Below are 22,078 nucleotides of genomic sequence, written 5' to 3' on the forward strand. Positions count from 1 at the left end.
AAAGCGCATAGGATAAAAGAGTAGGGTTAATGGTTAAATACATTGTAAAAAGAATACTGCTCGCTTTCCTTATTTTGTTCGGAGTTTCGCTAATTATCTACACGTTGGTGCGGCTTATGCCCACCGACTTCGTAGACCAACAGTTTGCGGCGCAACAGTCGCAAGGCTCGGTTAAAGAGGAAGATATACAGCGGCTCAAAGCAATTTACGGATTGAGCGACAACAGCTTTTGGGGCATAATCAAAGGCTATTTCCAGTGGCTCGGCAATCTGCTTCGCGGCAATTTGGGGCAAAGTTTTAAATATAACGCCCCCGTCAGCAAAGTAATTTCCGAGAACATGTGGACTTCGTTCTTTATCGCCTTTATTGCTCTCATATTTCAATTTCTTATTGCTATTCCGCTCGGAGTTACGGCGGCTACGCATCAGTACAGCGCGCGCGACTACGCGGTTACGGTGTTCACCATGATAGGAATAAGCTTTCCGAGCTTTTTCTTTGCGGCAATCCTTATTAAGGTTTTCGCGGTGGATTTGGGTTGGTTTCCCATTCAAGGTATGGCGGACGCTTCCTCTACCGAAACGGGCGGGCTGATGTATTTCTTTGACAACATTCACCATATAATTCTGCCTATCTTTACTCTTGTTGTGCTAAGCATAGGCTCGCTTATGCGCTACACAAGAACCAACACGCTCGAAGTTTTAAACGCCGATTATATTAGAACGGCTCGCGCGAAAGGACTTAAAGAAAGCAAGGTTATTTATAAACACGCTTTCAGAAATACTTTGATTCCGCTTGTAACGTTGCTTGCGGGAATTTTGCCCACGCTGTTTTCGGGCGCGATGATTATCGAACAGGTATTCTCGCTTCCCGGCATAGGCAACCTTGCGTATAAGGCGCAAATTGCGGGCGACATACCGTTTATTATGGGCTACAATATGTTCCTTGCGGTGCTCAGCGTTCTCGGAACGCTTTTGTCCGATATTATGTACGTTGTGGTTGACCCGCGCGTTAAATTAACTTAAAGAAGGAGGAAAAGGATATGAACGAAGAAAAAAATATCCGCGCTGCCTCCGAAGTAATCGAAGACGCGGCGGCGCGTTCCGTTTCCGAACTTACGCTCGGAAATGCCGACGAGACTAACGCGATTTTATCGGAGCAAGCGCCTGCAGCCCAAACGCTTAACGAGCCGCTTGACGCAAACGTTAAAACGCTTTCTCCTTTCATGCTTGTTATGAAACGGTTTTTCCGCAGCAGACTGAGCATGGTGGGGCTTACTCTAATTATTTTGTTGTTTTTGTTCTCGTTTTTGGGACCCGTTATTTTCAACCGTTGGGGCGAAACTCAAACCGATTACGGCGGAAAAGAGGAAATAATTTCGGTGCCCGTAACCGTTACGGACGCCGACGGAAACGAAACCGAAATCATTCAGGTAACGGTTGCCAAACAACCTATAAACACTTTGTCGCCGCCGTCGTTAAAACACTGGCTCGGCACCGACAAGGCGGGAATGGACGTGTTCACCCGCATAATGTACGGCGGACGAATTTCGCTGACAATTTCTATCTTGGTCGTGTTGCTCGAAACGGTTATAGGCGTAATTTTGGGCGGACTCGCGGGCTATTTCGGCAAGTGGGTAGACCAGGTTATAATGCGTATTGTAGACATTTTCAGTTGCGTTCCGACGTTGCCGCTCCTTTTAATTGCGGGTTCGTTGTTAGACGCATGGAAAGTGGACCCGAGTTTGCGTATTTATTATCTTATGGTGATACTTACGTTTCTCGGTTGGGCGGGCACTGCGCGAATAGTGCGCGGTCAGATTTTGTATTTGCGAGAGCAGGAATACATGGTTGCCGCCGAAGCTATGGGGCTTAGCACAGCCCGAAAGATATTCAAGCATTTGGTGCCAAACGTTATGCCGCAACTTATTGTTTCCATGACGCTCGGACTTGGCAGCACGATACTGTACGAGGCGAGCCTAAGCTATTTGGGGCTTGGCGTTAAAGCTCCGTATGCGGCGTGGGGCACAATGATAAACATAATCACCGAAGACGTGAACGTGTTGCAATACAATCCGTGGGTGTGGGTGCCTTCGGGCGTGCTAATCGTTTTGGCTGTGCTTGCGTTTAACTTTATAGGAGACGGTCTGCGCGACGCGCTCGACCCGAAAATGAAGAGGTAGGCTATGGCGACGAAGAAAAGTAACATTACTTCGGCGGCAAAGCCCGAAGATAAAGAAAAATTGAAAACGGCGGAAAGCGAGGTTAAAGCTACGGCAACGGCAAGCTCTTCCGCTAAAAAAGCCGCTACGAAAACAACCGCTACGAGCGCGAAAAAAACAAATTCGACGAGCGCGAAAAAGACCGCTACTGCGAAAACGACTTCTGCGGGAACAAAGAAAACGAGTTCCTCGACGAAATCAACTTCTACGGGCGTAAAGAAAACTTCTACTGCGAAAACGACTTCTGCGGGAACGGCGAAAACAAGTTCCTCAACGAAATCAACGGCGACGGGCGTTAAAAAAACCGCGCCCGAAATGGAAAAAGCCGCTACGTCCGAACCGTCGGAAATAACCGTCGAGAACGCGGCGACGGCTAACGTGTCGGAAAGCGTAGAGCAGGCGGTTGTTGCCGAAGTAACCGCTACGGTTAGCGAGCCGCAAGAAACGGCTACCGAGTTCGAAGAGGAAAAATCGGACGAAACTCCGAATACCGTTCCCGCCGCCGACGCGGAAACGGGCGACGCGGTTTCCGACACGCAGGTAAGCGAAGAGCAAAAAAATATTTTTGTTTCGGAATCGGAAAAATCGGACGAAGGCGGGTTCGCAGTTGAAGAACCCGTTGAAAAGAACAAGTTCAAAAAAATCATATCGCGTATTAAAAGCTGGTATGCTGGCAAATTCCGTAACAAGCATTATATTTCGCGCAAAGAGAGCAAGCGCATAAGCAAAGAAAACATGCGCACAATGCGTTCTTTCGAAAAAAGAAAGAAGCGGCGCGTGTCTCCCGAAGAATACACCACTCAAATGCGCGACAGCCGCAACATTGTGGAATTCGAGAATTTGCACACCTATTTCTATACCGACGCGGGCGTTGTTAAAGCTGTGAACGGCGTGTCGTTCGATATTCCGCAGTCGAGCACCGTAGGCGTGGTGGGCGAGTCGGGTTGCGGCAAAAGCGTAACTTCGCTTTCTTTGATGCAGCTCGTGCAAGCGCCGCAAGGGCAAATTGCCGACGGTTCGATTCGTTTTAAATCGCTCGACTACAAGCTTGACGGTAGCGGCAAGCCTATTCCTATTTGGGAATACGAACTCGACGAGAACGGCAACGAAGCTTTGGACGAGAACGGAAATAAAAAAATTCTAACGCGCGCCAAAACCGACAAAAAGGGCAACGTTGTGCTCGATAAATTCGGCAATCCCATTATGGAGAACGTGCAAAAAACGGGCAGTAGCGGCGTCTTGTTGTTCGAAATGGAAGAAAAGGCGTATGACATTGCAAAAATGCCTGTGCGCGACATGAACAAAATTCGCGGGCGTCAAATATCGATGATATTTCAAGAGCCGATGACGAGCCTTAACCCTGTGCTCACCATAGGCAACCAACTCGACGAAGTAAGCTTGTTGCACCTGCCGGGCGCTACGAAGCAAATCGCCAAAGCCAAAAGTTTGGAAATGCTCAATCTTGTGGGCATAGCCATGCCCGAGCGCGTATATAAAAGCTATCCGCACGAACTGTCGGGCGGTATGCGTCAGCGCGTTATGATAGCTATGGCGCTTGCGTGCAATCCCCGCCTTATTATAGCCGACGAGCCTACAACCGCGCTCGACGTTACCATTCAAGCGCAGGTACTCGACCTGTTGCGCGACATAAAGCACAAAATCGACGGCAGCATTATGCTTATTACCCACGATTTGGGCGTTATAGCCGAAATGGCGGATTTCGTTGTGGTTATGTATGCGGGTCGCATAGTGGAAATGGGCACGGTGCAAGAAATTTTCGACAACCCGCTGCACCCTTACACGGTGGGGCTTCAAAAGAGCAAGCCGAGCATGAACTCGGAGGGAGAACGGCTGTTCAACATTCCCGGCAACGTTCCCAACCCCATAAACATGCCCGAATATTGCTATTTCAGAGAGCGTTGTTCTCGTTCGTGCGAGGCGTGCGCGCAAAAATTCCCCGATATGGTTAGCGTGAGCCCCACTCATAAGGTGGCGTGCTATCTGTACGGAAAGGAGGGGACAAATGGCAAGCAATAACGGCTCTAAGCCGAAAGATAAAAAAGTTTCCGCTACCGATGCGGCAACCGACGCCGTTTTGGAATCGGCTCAAGCCGACGCGGCAATCGAAGCTGCTAACGGCGTTGAAACAGATGCTTCGGAAAATGCGAACGCGGTAGAAGCGGATTCAATTACGGCTTCGGGTGCCGAAAAGCCCGCCGCAGAAGAGGATTTAACCGATTCTTCAAAATATTTATTGCGTGTTCGCAATCTTAAAAAATATTTCCCCATTAAAAAGGACTTTTTCGGGCGTCCTACCGCGCAACTCAGAGCGGTAGACGACGTTTCGTTCGATTTGGAGCGCGGCAAAACTTTGGGCATAGTGGGAGAATCCGGTTGCGGCAAAACCACTATGGGTAGAACAATTCTTAAATTGCATCAGCCGACGGACGGAAAAATTTATTTTGACGGCGTGGATATTGCGCCGCTTCCGCCGAGCAGGCTTCGCCCGTTGCGCACCAAAATGCAAATAATTTTCCAAGACCCGTATTCGTCGTTGCCTCCCCGTATGCCGGTAGGAGGAATAATAGGCGAGGCGGTGAAGTATCATAAAATCGTGCCGAAAGAGCAACTCCATTCCTACGTTTTGGATATTATGGATAAGTGCGGCTTGCGCGACTATTATTACGAACGTTATCCGCACGAATTTTCGGGCGGTCAGCGTCAAAGAATTTGCATAGCTCGCGCTTTGGCGGTTAATCCCGAACTCATTGTGTGCGACGAACCCGTTTCGGCGCTCGACGTTTCCATTCAGGCGCAAATAATAAACTTATTGAAAGATTTGCAGCAGTCGCTCGGGCTTACCTATTTGTTTATATCGCACGATTTGAGCGTTGTTAAACATATATCGGATAACGTGGGCGTTATGTATTTGGGTAGCATGGTTGAGTTCGGCTCGAACAAAAGTATTTTCTCAAACCCTATGCACCCGTACACTCAGGCGCTGTTTTCGGCGGTGCCCGTGCCCGACCCCAAAGTGAAAATGAACCGAATAATTCTTTCGGGCGATATTCCTTCGCCCGCGAATCCGCCTTCGGGCTGTAAGTTCCATACCCGTTGCCCTAAATGCACCGACGTATGCAAAGAAAAAGCTCCCGTTTACCGCGAGTATGAAGAAGGGCATTTTGTGGCTTGCCATTTATACCCGCAGGAGTAGTTTTGAAAGTTCGCGCTAAGGCTCTGAGAGGATTGTGTGAAAGCGCTTTTTCCCGCTAACTCGATAATATTGCCCGTCGTGACGCGATTGTGCTTTCAAAAGGATATAGACAAATAAAAGAAAAAGAATGAAAAAGAAAGACGAATACGGCATTCAAACAAAAAAGAAAAAAACCAAGTTTGTAGACGACGGCAGAACTGTGGCGGATATGAACGTTGAGGGAATGCCGTGTTACAGAGGCAAAAACTACGAGCCCGACAAAATGCCCAAACTTACGCGGGCGGAGCGTCGGGCGGTGTTTAAAGGCACGTTTTTGTCTATGATTAAACCGCTGTTGTGCACAATATGCGGGCTTGGAATAACCGCAATTTTAATTTGGCTGTGGTTGCGTTAAACCGTAAGCGACAGGGCGTAGACAATGTCTGCGCCCTTTCTTTTTGAATAAAAACAAAAAAACATAATTTATTTTTTCTGAACCTATTGACAAGACGCAAAAAGCATGTTATACTGTATTTATCGTTGAGGTTATTCGAAAAACCTCGCGAGTTATTCGAATAACTGCGCGAGGCGATTCGAGAAACCGAACGAATTGCGAAAATATGCTTTAAAAGAGCATTCAATTCGCGCGTAGAGCACACACTAAATAATATTGTAGGGAGAAATCGATGAAAAAGATAGTATCGCTAATATTGACTTTCGCTATGGCGGCAACGGGTTTTGCGCTTTTCGGATGCGCCGCGCCCTCGCCCAAAAAAGAGAGTTTTTTGCGCAATGCGGTTCAGCCTGACGAGAGCGTTACGGCGCCCGCAGAAGAGGAAATAAAAGAAGTTACGCGGGCGTATTTCAGCGAACTTAACAAAGAAGTGAAAGCGGGAGAGTCGTTCGAGTTGAAAGTTACAACAACGGGCGGCGCAGTTACGTTCCGCGCTCTCGATTCGAATAAAATAGCGGTTACCGCCGAAAACGACACCGTAACGGTAAAAGGCTTGAAGTCGGGCGTTACTTACGTTGTGGCGGTAGACGAAGACGGACGGCAATATAACGCGTGCAGAGTACGCGTAAACGCGGGCGACGCCGAAAAACCCGACCCGCCCACAGAACCCGAAAAACCTAAGGAGAACAACGGCGGTATGACATACAGTTCGTACGATTTAAATACTTACGTTTATCCCTATTGGCACGGCAACACCGTGTATAACGAAACTGCGTTGTTTGTGGGCAACACCGACGCGACCCCGCTTTTGTATAAAGCGTCGAGAATTTTAAAAGTTACCTCTTACGACCTTAAAACTACTTACGCCGAAGGCGTAGACTACACTTACGATAAGTCTGCAAATCTTTTGCGCAGGACGGCTAATTCGCGTATTCCCGCATGGGAACCCACGCGGTGGAACATGACGCTGGCTCAGGCGAAAGCCAACGGCTTATTGGCAAGCGGAAACGCTTTTGCCGCGAAAGGAGCCACGCTGAACACGGCAACTAACGAGTGGTCGAATTACGTTTATTTTGCTGAAGGAAAAACTATTTCCGAACAGCAAATAGCGATAACTTACGAACACGAGGAATACGCGCCCGAAGAATGGACTTTGCCCGCCGCCAACGTTGCGGCTTTCCCTAAGCTTAGAAATAAGCTTGAAAACGGGCAACGCGTAGAAATACTTTACTACGGCGACTCGGTTGTGCAAGGCGCCAACGCTTCTAAATTCGTGGGGCTTGCGCCAAACGCCGAACAATACACCGACATGATTACTTCGTTTATTAAAGCGAAGTATCCGCGCGCTACGGTTGTTCAGCAGAACATAGCGTCGGGCGGAACAACCGCCGAGCAAGCGCTTTCTTATTTCCCCGCGCGCACTCCCACATCGGTAATTCCTACCGAGCCTTGCACCGTAACGCCCGACTTAATTGTGTTCGGCTACGGGCTCAACGACCAAAACGTGCTCGGATATACGCCGCAAAAGTTTGCGGAAAACATAGAAAAGCTTGTGCAAAAGGCGCGCCAAAACTTTCCGAACTGCGAAATTCTTTTCGCGTCGCCCGCGCTCGGCAATCCCGCTTCTTTCCCGTATTCCGACGAAGACACGCAGGAACAGGCGATTAAAAGTTTGTTCTTCCCGAACGGGAACGCCAAATACAACGGTTTCGCCGTTGCGGAAGTTACAAAAATGCACCGCCAGCTGTACCACAAAAAGGGGAACCGCTACGGCGACATTACGGGCAACAACGTAAACCACCCCAACGATATGGGAATGAGGCTTATAGCGCAAACCTGCCTTGAAACAATATTCGGCTCCGATTATTATAAGCTTTAAAATAACTAAGCAAAATAAGAAATACATTCCGTTTTTTAAGGAGTTAAAAACCGTTATGACGAAAAAAATATTTTGCGCTCTTGCGGCAATTATAATGGCTTTTGCGGCGGTAGGACTTAGCGCTTGCGGAAACGAAGCTCAAAAACCCGACGACAATCCGCCCGCAAAGGAAAAGCTCGAGCGCTTATATAACGAGGGCATGACTTACGACAAATACGAGCTTGATACCTACATTTATCCTTATTGGCGCGGCAACGTTGTGTATAACGAAACTGCGTTGTTCGTTGGAAAAAACGACGCTTCGCCGCTGCTGTATAAGGCTACCGAAATTTTGAGCGTGCGCTCTTACGACCTTAAAACGGTGTACGAGGAAGGAAAAGACTACACCTACGACGCCGAAAACAATTTGTTGAAAAGAACGGAAAATTCCGCCATTCCTTACGTTGAGGAAGACGACTGGTATTTGCCTGCCGACAAAGCCAAAGAGCAAAACGCCACAAGTTGGCCCAAAAAGGGCTCGGACGTAAACGGCGGAGGCTATCAAACGTATCTGTTTTTCAGAGAGGGCTCGTATATTTCGAATTTGCAAGTTGCGATAACTTACAAACACAACGAATACGCTTCCGAAGAATGGGAAGTTCCCGCAGTGTTCAAAGATAAGTTTACTCGCCTTACCGCAAAACTTGAAGCGAAAGAACCCGTTAAGGTTGGCTACTTGGGCGACTCCGTAACGTTCGGCGCAATAGCGTCGGGAATGCCGGGCAGTTCGTTCGAGCCTAACGCCGAAATTTACGCGCGCATGATGACGTCGTATATGGCTAAGCATTTCGACAACGAAAACATTACCTACGTTAATCCGTCGGTTGGCGGAAAAGACGCGGCGTGGGGAAGAATGCAGGCGGAATCGAACGAACAGCTTCGCGGGCTCGATTTTTGCGTCGTGGCTTTCGGACTCAACGACTTGCATACGCCTTATGATGCGAAACACATATCTTACGCAATCCGTATAGGCGAAATAGTGGAAAACTTGCAAGCTCACAATCCCGACATAGAAGTGCTTATTGTCGCTCCCATGATAGGCAATCCCGAATCAACCGTTTATTACGATATAGACCGCCAAATGCAGGCATTATACAACGAGTTTTTCCCCGAAGGCGAAGAGTCGGAATATAAGAACGTCGGTATTGCCGAAGTTACCAAAATGCACCGCCAACTCTATCGCAAAAAGGGCGAACGCTACCGCGATATAACGGCAAACAACATAAATCACCCCAACGACTTCGCGGGAAGAGTTTACACCATGACTTGCCTTACGGCAATGTTCGGGCACGACTACTTTTTAACAGAAAATTCAAATCCGTAATAAGGAGGCAAATAAAATATGAGAAAGAGAATTATCGGACTTTTGCTTAGTTTTGTGCTTCTCGTTTGCTTCGCGGGATTTTCCGCATGCAACAAAGTAAAGCCTGACGGGCAAGAACCCGGCGGAATAGTAACGCCGCCCGACGACAAAGACCCCGACAAAGACCCCGACGACACTCAGCCTGACGACGAACCCGAAGTTCCGCTTCCCGATTCGAACGACGACTGCGTTTTTAACCAAACGGAGCTTAAAATAGAAGCGGGCGACTCGGGCTATATAACGTTTACGGGAACTGCTTCGAGCTACGTTTCGGGCAATCCCGAAGTTGCCACCGTTAAATATATCGGCAACAGCAAGCTTAAAGTTTCGGCGCTTAAAAAAGGCGAAGTGAGAGTGCAGGGCTACAATAAGCGCGGCAAGAAAATCCCTACCGCAGCTTGCAAAGTAACAGTTACGCAGTCGCTTAAAATAAGTATGCCCGAATCCGCCGAGAGCGCGGTAGACGTGCCTTACGAAGTTACCTATACTTCGCTCGGGCAAGACCAAACCACAAGCATGAAAGTTGACGTAACGGGCGCCGAAGGCATAGCAACGTGGGAAGTGGAAGACGACACCGTTACCGTTCACCCCACCGCCGAAGGCAAAATAAACGTGAAAATCACGCTTAGCAAAGACAGCGCGGATAAAGGGCACGAAGAAGTTTCGGCTTCTACCGATATTACTTTCGTGAACTTCTTTCAAGACAAATATTACGATTATAAGTATTTCTCGTTTGAGCGTAGCACGGAAAGCGTGCCCGAAGAGTTTGCTGCGATGCCCGACCCCACGCTTACGCAAAGTCTTAAAGACAAAATAGATGCGGACCGCGCTAAAAACCATCCCGTTGAGCCCGCGCCCGACCCCGAGCCCGCGCCCGACCCGGAAAATCCCGACGAAACGGGCGGAGAGAGCGGCGCCGCCGAAATTGCGGCGAGAGCGAAAGTTCGCGCGGCTTCCGACATTACCGAAGGCTACACGGTTACGCTTTCGGAAGGAGTGCTTAACGGAACAATTCCTCTTCCCGAAAGTCTCGTTATTCCCGCCTACTATAAGGGCGCCGACGATTCGGAAGCAAGACCCGTTAATAAGATTGCGGCAAACTTTATGCGTGCGTTTGCCGAATACAGCGGCGAGGCTATGTCGGAACACAAAGAACCGTTCGTTAAGCCGTTTGAGAGCTTTACAACGCTTAACGTGAAAAGCGTTTATATTCCCGCGAGCGTAGTTGAAATCGGCGCCGACGCGTTCAGCGAAGTTAAAATTAAAGCGGTGCTTGTGCAAAAGGACAACGAGCTCGTAACAATAGGGCGTCATGCGTTCTTCCGTACGGCGAGACTCGGTTCGTTCAACTTGCGCGACCTCACCAAATTGCAAACGATAGGAAGCGGCGCGTTCGCCGACCATTGCATGACCGAAATTTTTATTCCCAAGAGCGTTACGGTTATAGGCAAAGCGGCTTTTGCGCAAATAGCCAACGACGCTAACCGCAACAACCACCAAACTCTTAAAAGCGTTATATTCGAAGACGACAACGGCGAAGGTCACGAAGAACGCGCGGTTACGATTTACGGCGGAACGCTAACAAATCCCGGCGACGGCGCGTTCGCATATAACCTTGCGCTTCAAAAAGTTCGCCTTTGCAACGTTAAACGCGTTCAGTCGTGCACGTTCTTTCAAGGGTGGGGCATTGTTGACGTATATGTTGACGCCGCAACGTGCGAATGGGCGTTCTCGCCTTACAAATATTGGGATAAAGACTATCAGTATGACCCCGAGCTTGACGTTGACCAAAACGGCGTAAGTAACGGCGCTTACGCGCTTATAGACCACACCACAGAATGGGGCAATCCGTTTGTTTACGCGCTTACCAGCGGTTTGGTGAGCTCGCTTACAATAGACAACGCCATGATTGAGGACGTGCGTGCGCTTCCGTTCGCGGCTCTCGACTACGACAGCAGAGGACTTTTGGGCGCTTACGGAAAAACCGCCGAGGGCGCGAAGAGCTATTGCTTTGGCGAAGTTTATGTGCTCGATACTCTCAATCCTTCGGAATTTTTCAAATCCCGTTACGAGCAGAAAACCGACGGTATTCAAAAAGACGGTTACACTCGTTGGGTGCTTAAAGCGTAATGTTTGAAAGCTCGCAACAAAAAATTACTTTGGCTTTTAGCTCTGAAAAGGGGCGAAAGATAAATACTATTTTTGGAGGAAAGTTATGAAAAAAGTTTGTTTGTTCCTGTTATCGGCTATGCTGACGGTTATGTTGGCATTCGGCTTAGTTGCTTGCGGCAACAACGATTCGAAAAAGCCCGACGACAACAATCCCGGCGGAGTGGTTACGCCGCCCGACGACAAAGACCCCGACAATCCCGACGACAAAGACCCCGAAAAACCTACGAAACCCGTAATTAAGCTCGATAAAGATTCGATTACGCTTATTATAGGCGAAGACGTTGTTGTTACCGCTACCGTTACGGGTTCGGATAAAGCTCCGTCGTTCTCGCTCGGCGGAACTACCGTTGCGGCTATTCAAACCGAAACGAACGCGAAATCCGCAACTATTAAAGGTCTTGCGGGCGGCGACGACACCTTAACCGTGCAGTTAGAGGGCGCCGACGCCGTTACCGTTCCCGTAAAGGTTGAAAACGTCGACTACCGTTTTAACGCCGACTTTGACGAAGACGAGAAAATTTTCGACGCGGGCGTAACGGGCGAAGACGACGGCGAAACCGCAACTATAAGCGTTACGCACTTTATCGAAAACGCCAAAATCGAATATTCGGTTGAGGGCGCGGCGGCAACCGTAACCGCGTCGGAAGACGGAAAAACCGCCACCGTTAAAGCCGAACAAGCGGGCGTTGCGAAAGTTACCGCTAAAATCCTTGCGGTGAAAGAGAACGCCGAAGAGGGCGGAGAACAACCGCAAGACGGCGAAACCGAGCCTACGGTTGAATACGAAGAACACGCCGTTAAAATCTACACCGTTGTTTGCACCGACGATTGGAACGATTTGGCTGAGGAATCGCTTATCGGCACGGAACTTCTCGAATACCGCGAAGTTAAAAACGGCACAACCGTTGTAGGCTACGAAGCGTTCATTTCGAGCAACGCTTCCGCTTCCGACATTATGGACGAAGTCGACGTTAAAGGAGTGCTCCGCATTCCCGCAATACACAACCGTTTGCCCGTTGTGTCGATTGGCAAGAACCCGCAAGATATTGCAACATTGTATTTCCTTGCTTACGAAAAACCTTTAACCGACGACCAAATAGCTGCGATAGAAGATGAGACGGAAAAAGCTAACGCTCAGGCTTATAAAGCAAAAGTTGAAGCGAATAAAGACGCCGTTGACGCTATGCAAAGCGTGTACGCCGCCGTTAAAACGGTTTATCTTCCTTGCACTTTAACTTCCATTCCCAACCTTACTTTCCGTCTTTCTACTGCGACAAAAGTTGAGGTGCAAAAAGGAAACCACATTAAAGAAATCGGAATACAATCGTTTAACGAAATGTACGATTTGGAAGCCTTTAATCTTGAAGATTGCACAGAACTAAAAACTATCAAGAATAACGCGTTTGACCAAGCGGGCAAAAATGCTAATAATTTTGCACTTGCTATTCCCGGTTCCGTTACTACGTTAGAAACAGGTGTGTTTGCAAATGCAGGTATAGTGTCTTTGGAATTTTTACCTCATGTAGGAGAGGGAGCTCGTATTGATTTGCCTGGAATGGCTTTCGCGGGAATTACTAAATTAAAAACGCTTTATCTTGGAAATATAGGTACAGTTGCCGTTAACGCTTTCAATAGCTTAGTTTTAGAGAAGCTTTATATTAACGATGTTACTTTAATAGACGACGGTGCCTTTATGGGGGCAAATATCGGAGAAATTCATATAGGTGCTGAACTCAATACGGACGCTTTGGGACAATACGAAAAAGGAACTACAAATAACGCTTTTCCTAATTTTAATACGCGTTCGTTAGTTTTCTTTAATTGCATTCGCAATGTGATTTTCTTAGAAGGCAATAATGAAGTAGCCAAAAACGTAGGTCCGTCGCAAGCTTATGCAGGTAATAATCCCGATAATTGCGGTTCGTTGTTTGGTTTGGATTTCGGCGGATGGCAAGGTGCTGAAACATTGTATATTTCAGTAGATACTGCTCTTGAAGATATTAGTTATTATTTAGCAAATTATTTTACAAAAGAAGAAACTTCAGACAAAGAAGGTTATTATAAGTTTAAAGCATTGAAAAAGTTTGTACCGACACTCAATACGGAAGCTACTTTTGCGCCGCAGACCGAAGAGCCCGATGTCCCCGAAGAGAGTGGCGACGAAAATCAAGCCGCTTAAACAGTAACTAAAACTACAATAGGGGAGTGCGGCGGCAAAGCGTTTGCCGCCGCAGTCAACCCCGAAAATAAGGAAAATTCAATATGAAAAAATTCAGAAAATTCTTTGCCGCTATTGCCGCATCGCTTATGCTTTGCCTTGCGCTTACGTCGCTTTCGGGTTGTTTCTATTCTCCCGAAGTGCCGATAGACGAGCTTATGAAAGAGGTGCTTTCGAAAGTTGACTTTAACGCCGACACGAACTATAAGGGCACTCTTAAAGTTGCGCTTATGGACGACATTGCGTCGGCGGATAGTTTTAACGCGTTAAAAACAGACTTTGAAAACAAGTATAAAAATATTAAGGTTGAGGTTGAAACCTTTCCCGACCTTATATCGCGCGTTGTTACCATGCACGGCGCCGCTACCACTTTGGGGAAATACGACAGTATGCCCGACATTATTTGGGTGGCGAACGAAGATATTCCCGGCCTTGTGAGCAGCGAAGTTCTTATGCCGATTGACTATTTCGACGAAGCGGATAAGGAATGGGACACTACCGACCTTGTGCAGTCTATGGTGCAGGATTCTTATTTTAAGAAACACATGTATATGATGCCGCGCGACTACAACCAAATTGCGCTTTTATACAACACCGCTATGTTTGCGGAAGCGAAAGCCGCCGACTCCACAATTAAGAGTCCCGACGAATTTAAGGACGAAAACGGAAAAGTTCGCGCCATGACGCAAGCGGAATTTACCGAAGTTGCGAAAAAGGTGCAAGCGTGGATGGCGTCCACTCAAAAATATAAAGCGGGCAAGGCTGTTGATTTCCGTTCGATTTGGGGCTCGCTCAACTACGCGATTTCGCGTAACTTCGGCGCTACCATAATCGATTCGGATAGCAACTGCACTCTCAGTAGCGAAGAAACCGTTAATATGTTCGATTACCTTGTGGACATGGTTTATAACAACGTAATGACGGGTCCGAACGAAACCGAAGGCTTCGACTTTTTCGCGTCGGAACGCGCGGCAATGTGCTTTCAGTCTCGCGCTTGCCTCTCGGACGTTATAGCCAAAACCGAAGCGCGCAACGGCGTGTATGAAAATCTTAACGTGGCTCCCATGCCTTGCTTGGGCGACGACGACAAGTATTCTATCGGCGCGGGTTGCTCGGGCTATGCTATGTATCGCAACGCGGTTCATGCAACCGAAGCTTGGCTGTTCCTTAAAAACATAGTAAGCGAAAGCGCGCAAGAAGCGTTCAGCGCTTGCGGCAACGGTGTTCCCGTTGTGCAGTCGCTTTTAGACGACGAAGACGCGGCATGGCGCAATCTTGCGCAGGTGAACGAAGCCAAATACGGCAAACTTCGCGCCGACTTCAATCACGACGCGTTCGTATACCGTAGAGACGCAGCCACCACTATGGAATTCAAAAAGTACGTTCCCACAACCATTGTAACCGAAATTTGTTCCACCGTGAACGGCGTGTTCGTTGATTTATTGAGCCTTGAAGTTGTGGTTAAGGGCGACAAAGCCAAAACCCGCGAGAATATTGCTTCTAAACTTAACGGTTTCAGAAAAGATATAAACAGCCAAATCCGCAAGGCTCCGTTAGAGTAATAGGCACCGCGTATTGCAAAAGATTGCGTCGCTACGCTCGCAATGACAGTATAGCAGTTGTCGTTGCGAGAGGGCGAAGCGCGACGCGGCAATCTTGAACATAGAGCGGGAACCGCCGCGATAATCGCATATTGCAAAAGATTGCGTCGCTACGCTCGCAATGACGGTATACAGTTGTCCTCAGCCGAGCACGCAAAGCGTGCGAACGCCACGAGCCGTAGGCGAGTATTGCGAGAAGGGCGAAGCCCGACGCGGCAACAGAACGAAAAAGAATTTGAAAAGGAAAAGTATGGATAATAATTTCGGCGGCGTTATTGTGCCGATAGACGCGGAACGTAAAAAATTGCACCGCAACCGCAGAATAAAAAACGACCTAATCAGCTATGTGTTTTTGCTTCCGTTCATAGTGGGCGCGCTTGTGTTCACGGCGTTTCCTATTGTAATGTCGTTTTTATACAGTTTCAGCAACTATAACGGCGCAAGAGCCACTCAAATGGGCTTTTTCAACTATATAAACATGTTCTCTATGGGGCGCGGCGGTCTGTTTTTGCCCGTTATGAAGTCTTTCGGAGTTACGTTTATATATGTTATCGCAAGCACGGTAATAAACTTGGGACTGTCTTACATTTTGGCGCTATTCTTGCACAATAAGATTAAAGGCATAAAAATAATTCGCGTGCTTTGTTATTTGCCTTGCCTTATTCCGGGACTTGCGAGCGGCTTTATTTGGCGCGACGTGCTTTCTTACGGCGTTCCTACGGCGGGCAATCCTTACAACGGTTTGGGCTTGTTCAATATGTGGCTCACAAAGGCGGGGCTTCCCACAGCCACGTTTTTCGAGTCGGAAAACACCGCCATGCTGTCGCTGTTATTTACGGGCTTGTGGGGCTTGGGCGGCGGCATGATTATGTGGCTTGCGGCTTTCGAGAACATTTCGCCCGAATACTACGAGGCGGCTCGAATAGACGGCGCGGGCTACATGCGTTGCTTGCTTAAAATAACTATTCCGCTTTCAACTCCCATACTTTTCTACAACATGGTTGTTTCCATGATTTCGGGTTTGCAAGTGTTCGGCACGTTCGCCGCTTACGGCACGGGCAAAAACGAGTCGCTTTATTTTATTGCAATCAGAATTTATATAACCGCGTTTTCGGGCAGCGTGCACAATCACGGCTTGGCGTGCGCTATGTCTTGGGTGCTGTTCCTCATTATAGGTATGCTTACCCTCGTAATGTTTAAAACGGGGAATTGGGTGCAGTACGGCGACGACAATTAAGGAGGTACAACCGAAAACATGCGATATTCGATAGACACAACAAGTTTCGACGGCGGCGTTCACACGCTTTATACGTCGCCCGAAAAAAAGGCGGCGCAACGCAAACGCATAGCTATGCTTGCGGTTAAATATTTGATTGCTGCGGTTTTAATAGTTTTCTTTTTGTTCCCTTACGCGTTCATGATATTAAAATCGTTCATGTCTCCCGCCGAAACTTTGCCGGGCGAGTTGGTGCACTTTTTCCCTAAAATGTTCACTGTAAAGAATTACGCCGTTGTGGGGCGGTTCTTTAAGAACATTTTGAACACTCTCGTAATTATTGCTATAAACGCCATATTCATTCCGCTTTCGGCGTGTTTCGTTGCGTTTCCGCTTGCGCGCCATAAGTTCACGGGCAAAAAAACAATGTTCTCCATAATAATGGCTACGGTTATGATTCCCTCTACCGTGCTAATGGTGCCGCAATACACGCTTTACGTTCGTTTCGGGCTTGTGGATAAGCTTGTGTCGCAATGGATAGGCGCGTTTTGGGGCGGCGGCGCTCTGAATATATTCCTTGTTATTCAGTTCATGCGTTCGCTTCCCAAAGAAATGGACAACGCGGCTAAAATAGACGGCGCGAACGAATTTCAAATCTTTTTGAGAATTGTGTTCCCTCTTTGCGCCAACATAGTTATCTTGATTGCGGTAAACGTTGTTATAGGCATGTGGATGGACTTTCAAAGCCCGCTCATTTACTTAAATTCAAGCAAGAAATGGACGGTAGGCTTGGCGTTTTACCATTATTTCAGCGATAAGACGGTGGCGTCGCAACTTTCGGCGCGGCTTATGGCAATGTGTACCGTGATGTCGCTATTGCCCATAGCGCTGTTCCTCACGTTCCAAAAGAGCATGATAGGCGGCGTGAAAGTGGGCGGCATAAAAGGTTAAAAAATTTTGTTCGGCAAGGCGAATAAGTCCGCTTTGCCGAATGTGTTTTAAAGACGTAAAAAAATATTTAGGATAAAGGAGAAAAGAGAATGAAAAAAGGTTCGGCGTTTTTGGCGGCGATACTCGGCGCCGTGATGTGTTTCGGTTGCGGCAAGCCTAATTCCGAAACCCCTCCCGATAAAGAACCCGAAGGCGACAAGTGGGCGGTGGAGTTCGTTTCGGTGTTCGAGGGCGAAGAAAAACAGATTGCGTCGGGCGGCAAGTGCGTTTACGAGCCGGGCGCCGATTTGGGCGATAAAAACTATCTTAAAATGATTGTTTCGTCTAATGTAACGTTGCGCGGCGAAATCCGTTATGCCTACGAATACAAGGGCGACATAACCGACGACAGCGACGAAGACGTTGAAACGTTTTATACTCTTGCGGGGCAAAACGTGGAACTGCGCCAAATACTCGACTTTTACGGCGAGAACGAGGGCAACAAAAAGCTCCGTTCAATAGAGCTGTTTAACTTGGGCGATACCGACGGCAAAATAACGCTTTCGAACGTTTCGGCGGCTAAGCACCCCATAGACTTCTACGACGTGTCGTTCACCAACAAAGAGGTGGAACCTCAGATGCAGCTTTTCGTTGCGGGCGAAACTGTGAAAATAGGTTGCACGCTCAAATCGGGCGGCGCGGTGAATTGGCTGTCGAGCACCGACGGCACCGTCAGGCAGATTAACACCGAAAACGGCGTGTATGTCGGCAAAGAGCAAAAGAGCGGCGCCGTTGTTGCAGATAACGACGTAAACCTTGTGAACTCGCACGACAACGGCAGACTTATTCAGCAATCGTATTACGGCATAGGACCGGATAATAATCAAGGATATATTCCGGGCGAATTCGGCGCGGACGACAACAACACGCGCCCGTGGCATTATAACCCCGTGCAGGGCGGCGATAAGAAAAACTTTTTCAGCCGATTGGTTGACGTTCAAGTTTCGGAGGGGGAAGTTTATATTAAAGCGCGCCCTATGGATTGGGCGAAAGTCAACGAAGTTACGCCGTCGTATATGGAAAATTGGTACAGCGTGGAAAAAGACCCCGAGCTCGGCGAATACGTTAAGGTTAGAAACCGTTTCACCGATTTTTCGGGTTACGAACATAACAATCCGCGCGCTCAGGAGTTGCCCGCGTTCTACGGAATAGCGCCTCTCGGCAAAGCGGTGTATTACAACGGCGACAAACCGTTCACGAACGACGAATTGACTTACCGCGAGAATATGGCGTTTTGGGACGGCAACCGCGACGCGCGCATGCGTTGCACCGAAAACTGGATAGCTTGGGTAAACGAAGAAGATTGGGGAATAGGGCTTTATGTGCCCGACGTTGTAACCACTTTGGCAGGTCGCACAACGGGATTCAACAACTCGGTGGCGGAGCTTGGTTCCGCGCCGTATAAGGCGGCGTCGAGCACTTACGCGGCTCCTCTCGGCAATTTCTCTATGGAAACTTACAAAGCTTTCGACTACACTTATTATCTTGCGCTCAACAGCGTTAGCGGCGTGCGCGAACTCTTTGCCAAACTTAAAGAGGGCGGCGCGAAAAACGAATTTTTGGTAGGAAAGGAGGTTCCGAATTGGGTATGAAAACAAAACTCGGATTTTTAATTTCTTGTTTACTCGCTTTTTGCTTGCTGTTTGCTTGCGCTTGCGGCAATGCTCCCAAAACTCCTACGGGCGACAACCCGCCGCCCGACGACAATCCGCCCGTGCCTCCCGTAGAAACGGAGTGGGATAAAATGACGCCGCAACAGCGCACTGTTGCTATGCTTTCGGCAACCGACGATTTCGGGCGTACCTTTTCGCTTAGCGGCGAGAAAGAGGACGACAAATATGTGGGCATGTTCTTTTTCACTCTTCACGGCGAAATGCCTTACGACGAAGTGCACGACGTTACCGAAATGACGGACGGCGGCGCGGACATAGGCAAGTGGTTTACGGAAGCGGCAAAGCACCCCGACAACACCGCCTACTACTGGGGCAAACCGCTTTGGGACTACTATTCGCAACGCGACACATGGGTAATTCGCAAACAGCTCGAAATGCTCACTATGGCGGGCGTTGACTTTTTGTTTATAGACGTTACGAACGCGTTCAGCGACAAGACGTTCAACGACGCCATAAGCCTATTGTTCGAAGACTCGACTTATGAGGTTATGCAAATAGTGCACGAATACGTTCAGGCGGGTTGGGACGTGCCGCGCCTTATGTTCTACACCAACAACAACGGCACCAACGGCACCAAAAATTCGCAGTGCACAAAGCCGAACGACGACGTGAACGTGGTGCGCGAAATTTACAACAAGTTTTATAAATACCGCGACGGAATGTACGACGACGTTTGGTTCGCGCCCAACGGCAAGCCGATGATTGTTATGACGCTCGAATCGCAGCAAATACTCGACCTTGCGGAAGAGGACAGCCCCAACTACGGACTTAGCGACTATTTCGAGTTTAAAAACACGATTTGGCCTAATCAGGCGGAAGACCAAGACGACCTCGACCCCGATTCGTTCCCGTGGATGGAAAAATATTTTAACGGCGTGTATCTTAAAAATCGCGGCGGCACGGTGAACGTGTCGGTGGCTCAGCACATGAACACTATTCGCTTTTCGGACACCACGCGCAACTACGGCAGAGGCTACGATTACGCGACCAAGAAAAACATTTCGGCAGATTCGAGCAAAGGTACTAACTACGAATTTTTGTGGAAGCAGGTGCTCGACAACAAAAACGAAGTGAACATGGTGACTATAACGGGTTGGAACGAATGGACGGCGAGCAAACAGACGGGCGCCGACGGCAAGCCGTTTTTGGTGGACGGATTCAACGAGGAATACTCGCGCGACATTGAGCCGACATACGGCGACTACAAAGACAATTTCTATTTGCAAACGGCGCGCAATATTCGCGCGTTTAAAACGGGCGATGAATTCGAACTTTCGTATCCCGCCGCAAGTATAGACGTTGCTAAGTTCGATGCGGCGGCATGGAAAGACGGCAAAGTTTATCACGACTTTACGGGCGAATGCACGGCGCGCAATTACAGAGGCTGGGTTTCTAACCCCAACTCGCCGCACTTTGTGTATTTAACCGACGACAGTAACCGCAACGATATAGACACCGTAACGGTTACGCACGACGGCGATTACGTTTATTTCCGCATTACCACCGTTGAAAACGTTGAGCCGTATGAAGCGAACGACACAGGCTGGATGAACGTTTTGATTTCCACCGACGCGTCCGCCGCAGGCAATCTGTTCGGCTACAACTATTTTGTGAACCGCTCGGTTACCGACGGAAAGAGCACTGTGTGCCGCCGCACCGCTTCGGGCGACTACGAAGTTGTGGGCGAGGCTAAGCTCGCGGTTGAAGGAAAGGTGTTGCAAGTGGCTGTGCCTCGCGCCGCGCTCGGGCTTTCGGGCGGCGAAGTTCCGTCGTTCTCGTTTAAGGTGTGCGACAACATTACTAATCCCGACGACGTTTTGAGCTACTACAATTCGGGCGACGCCGCGCCTATCGGGCGGCTCGGGTATTGCTACGGGAAGTAAGTATTGAAAAGTCTTTTTTGTTGCGAGGGGAAAACTGACGGTCGGTTTAAATATTACGGCAACCGAAAGCTTTGCAACACAAAATCAACACAAAAAACCCGCAAACGCTTGACGGGGGGGGGACTTAAATTATACTATATATAAGGCACGGGTGTGCGAACATAACGCGAGGTAAACTATGAGCAGCAGAAAAGACGTGGCGCGGGCGGCGGGTGTGTCGGAAACAACCGTAACCAACATATTAAACGGCAAAAAGTCGGCAACTAAGGAAGTTGAAGAGCGGGTGAGGTCGGCGGCTAAAAGGCTGAAATATCACCCGAATGTAATCGCGCAGGGGTTACGCACAAAAAACAGTAGGCAAATAGGAGTGTTCATAAGCGAAATAGGCAATCCGTATTTTGTTGAAATTTTGCACGGAATCGAAACGGCTGCGGCGGAGCTCGGCTACGTTATAACGATTATTTTGATTTCCGACAGCATAGAAAAGAAATACAGCGACATAATGAGTCGGGGATTTGCGGGCATAATAAATATTTCGAACATTCCGTATACGCTTACTTTCATGAAAGAATTGAACAACAGCGGCGTTGCGCTTGTTAATTTCGAACGCGAGTGCGGCAGCGTTGTTAGCCACGATATGGCGCCCTCCATGCGTTCGCTCATTCGCAGGGCTTACGATTTGGGGCATCGCAAAGCTTCGTATATAGTGGGCTATCCCGACTTTGAAACCGCAAACAACGACCCGCGTGTGAACGCGTTTTGCGAGGAGACGGAGCGGCTCGGTTTTGCGAAAGCCGACCTTGTTTACGGCGATTTTCCGCTTCGCAATTCTACGGTGCTCGGCTACGAGGGCGCAATGCAGGTTTTTTCGCACGAAACGGACGTAACTCTTTTGTTCTGCATAAACGATATAAGCGCGTTGGGTGCGCTGAGGGCTTTAAACGAATTGCACATACGCGTGCCCGAAGACGTGTCGGTTGTGGGGTACGACAACATTAGCATGTCGGAGTTTTTCTCTCCGCCGCTCACCACAATAGAAACGTTTTGCTTTGAGCGCGGCACCGAAATGGTGAAAGCGCTTGTGCGCAGAATAGAGGGCGGCGAACCCGAAAACATATTGCTTCCGTGCGAAGAAGTTTTGCGCGTTTCGCTCGGCAAGGCGAAAGGGACGAACTGAAC

Annotated in this window: 15 protein-coding genes and 1 pseudogene; all 16 read left to right on the forward strand. The window is 48.7% G+C overall.

Features of this window, described 5'->3' with window-relative positions; genetic code table 11:
• Positions 1-29: 29 nt before the first annotated feature.
• The gene (locus tag NFR62_RS08025) at positions 30-1,022 is read left to right on the forward strand and encodes an ABC transporter permease (RefSeq protein WP_251617198.1); all 993 of its coding nucleotides are present in this window, start codon (positions 30-32) and stop codon (positions 1,020-1,022) included.
• Positions 1,023-1,039: 17 nt separating this feature from the next.
• Positions 1,040-2,179 carry an ABC transporter permease gene (locus tag NFR62_RS08030; RefSeq protein WP_251617199.1) on the forward strand — a complete coding sequence of 380 codons (1,140 nt, stop codon included), beginning with the start codon at positions 1,040-1,042 and terminating at the stop codon, positions 2,177-2,179.
• 843 nt (positions 2,180-3,022) lie between these two features.
• A pseudogene (locus tag NFR62_RS10190) lies at positions 3,023-3,283 on the forward strand (ATP-binding cassette domain-containing protein); the annotation flags it as partial.
• 48 nt (positions 3,284-3,331) lie between these two features.
• Complete coding sequence (locus tag NFR62_RS10195; RefSeq protein ID WP_420851365.1) at positions 3,332-4,255, forward strand: ABC transporter ATP-binding protein; 924 nt, start codon at positions 3,332-3,334, stop codon at positions 4,253-4,255.
• Positions 4,242-5,432 carry an ABC transporter ATP-binding protein gene (locus NFR62_RS08040; protein ID WP_251617200.1) on the forward strand — a complete coding sequence of 397 codons (1,191 nt, stop codon included), beginning with the start codon at positions 4,242-4,244 and terminating at the stop codon, positions 5,430-5,432. The genes NFR62_RS10195 and NFR62_RS08040 overlap by 14 nt, the downstream gene beginning before the upstream one ends.
• Before the next feature lie 127 nt (positions 5,433-5,559).
• Complete coding sequence (locus NFR62_RS08045) at positions 5,560-5,826, forward strand: hypothetical protein (RefSeq protein ID WP_251617201.1); 267 nt, start codon at positions 5,560-5,562, stop codon at positions 5,824-5,826.
• A 271-nt stretch (positions 5,827-6,097) separates the two neighbouring features.
• A complete protein-coding gene (locus NFR62_RS08050) occupies positions 6,098-7,744 on the forward strand; it encodes an SGNH/GDSL hydrolase family protein (RefSeq protein ID WP_251617204.1) in 1,647 nt (548 codons plus the stop codon).
• 55 nt (positions 7,745-7,799) lie between these two features.
• Complete coding sequence (locus NFR62_RS08055; protein ID WP_251617207.1) at positions 7,800-9,107, forward strand: SGNH/GDSL hydrolase family protein; 1,308 nt, start codon at positions 7,800-7,802, stop codon at positions 9,105-9,107.
• Positions 9,108-9,125: 18 nt separating this feature from the next.
• Positions 9,126-11,276, forward strand: a complete 2,151-nt coding sequence (locus tag NFR62_RS08060) for a leucine-rich repeat protein (protein ID WP_251617210.1) — start codon at positions 9,126-9,128, stop codon at positions 11,274-11,276.
• Between the two features lie 85 nt (positions 11,277-11,361).
• Complete coding sequence (locus NFR62_RS08065; RefSeq protein ID WP_251617213.1) at positions 11,362-13,497, forward strand: leucine-rich repeat protein; 2,136 nt, start codon at positions 11,362-11,364, stop codon at positions 13,495-13,497.
• An 83-nt stretch (positions 13,498-13,580) separates the two neighbouring features.
• The gene (locus NFR62_RS08070; protein WP_251617216.1) at positions 13,581-15,098 is read left to right on the forward strand and encodes an ABC transporter substrate-binding protein; all 1,518 of its coding nucleotides are present in this window, start codon (positions 13,581-13,583) and stop codon (positions 15,096-15,098) included.
• A 160-nt stretch (positions 15,099-15,258) separates the two neighbouring features.
• Positions 15,259-16,374, forward strand: a complete 1,116-nt coding sequence (locus NFR62_RS08075; protein WP_251617219.1) for a carbohydrate ABC transporter permease — start codon at positions 15,259-15,261, stop codon at positions 16,372-16,374.
• A gap of 18 nt (positions 16,375-16,392) precedes the next feature.
• Positions 16,393-17,304, forward strand: coding sequence for a carbohydrate ABC transporter permease (locus NFR62_RS08080; RefSeq protein WP_251617221.1), 912 nt, complete (start codon positions 16,393-16,395; stop codon positions 17,302-17,304).
• A gap of 89 nt (positions 17,305-17,393) precedes the next feature.
• Positions 17,394-18,935: a hypothetical protein gene (locus tag NFR62_RS08085; RefSeq protein ID WP_251617224.1), complete on the forward strand. Its 1,542-nt coding sequence runs from the start codon at positions 17,394-17,396 to the stop codon at positions 18,933-18,935.
• The gene (locus NFR62_RS08090; protein ID WP_251617227.1) at positions 18,932-20,899 is read left to right on the forward strand and encodes a hypothetical protein; all 1,968 of its coding nucleotides are present in this window, start codon (positions 18,932-18,934) and stop codon (positions 20,897-20,899) included. The genes NFR62_RS08085 and NFR62_RS08090 overlap by 4 nt, the downstream gene beginning before the upstream one ends.
• Before the next feature lie 178 nt (positions 20,900-21,077).
• On the forward strand, positions 21,078-22,076 hold the full coding sequence (locus NFR62_RS08095; protein WP_251617230.1) for a LacI family DNA-binding transcriptional regulator: 999 nt from the start codon (positions 21,078-21,080) through the stop codon (positions 22,074-22,076).
• Positions 22,077-22,078: the final 2 nt, after the last annotated feature.

It is taken from the genome of Pumilibacter muris (assembly GCF_943193045.1).
GTDB lineage: Bacteria > Bacillota > Clostridia > Christensenellales > Pumilibacteraceae > Pumilibacter > Pumilibacter muris.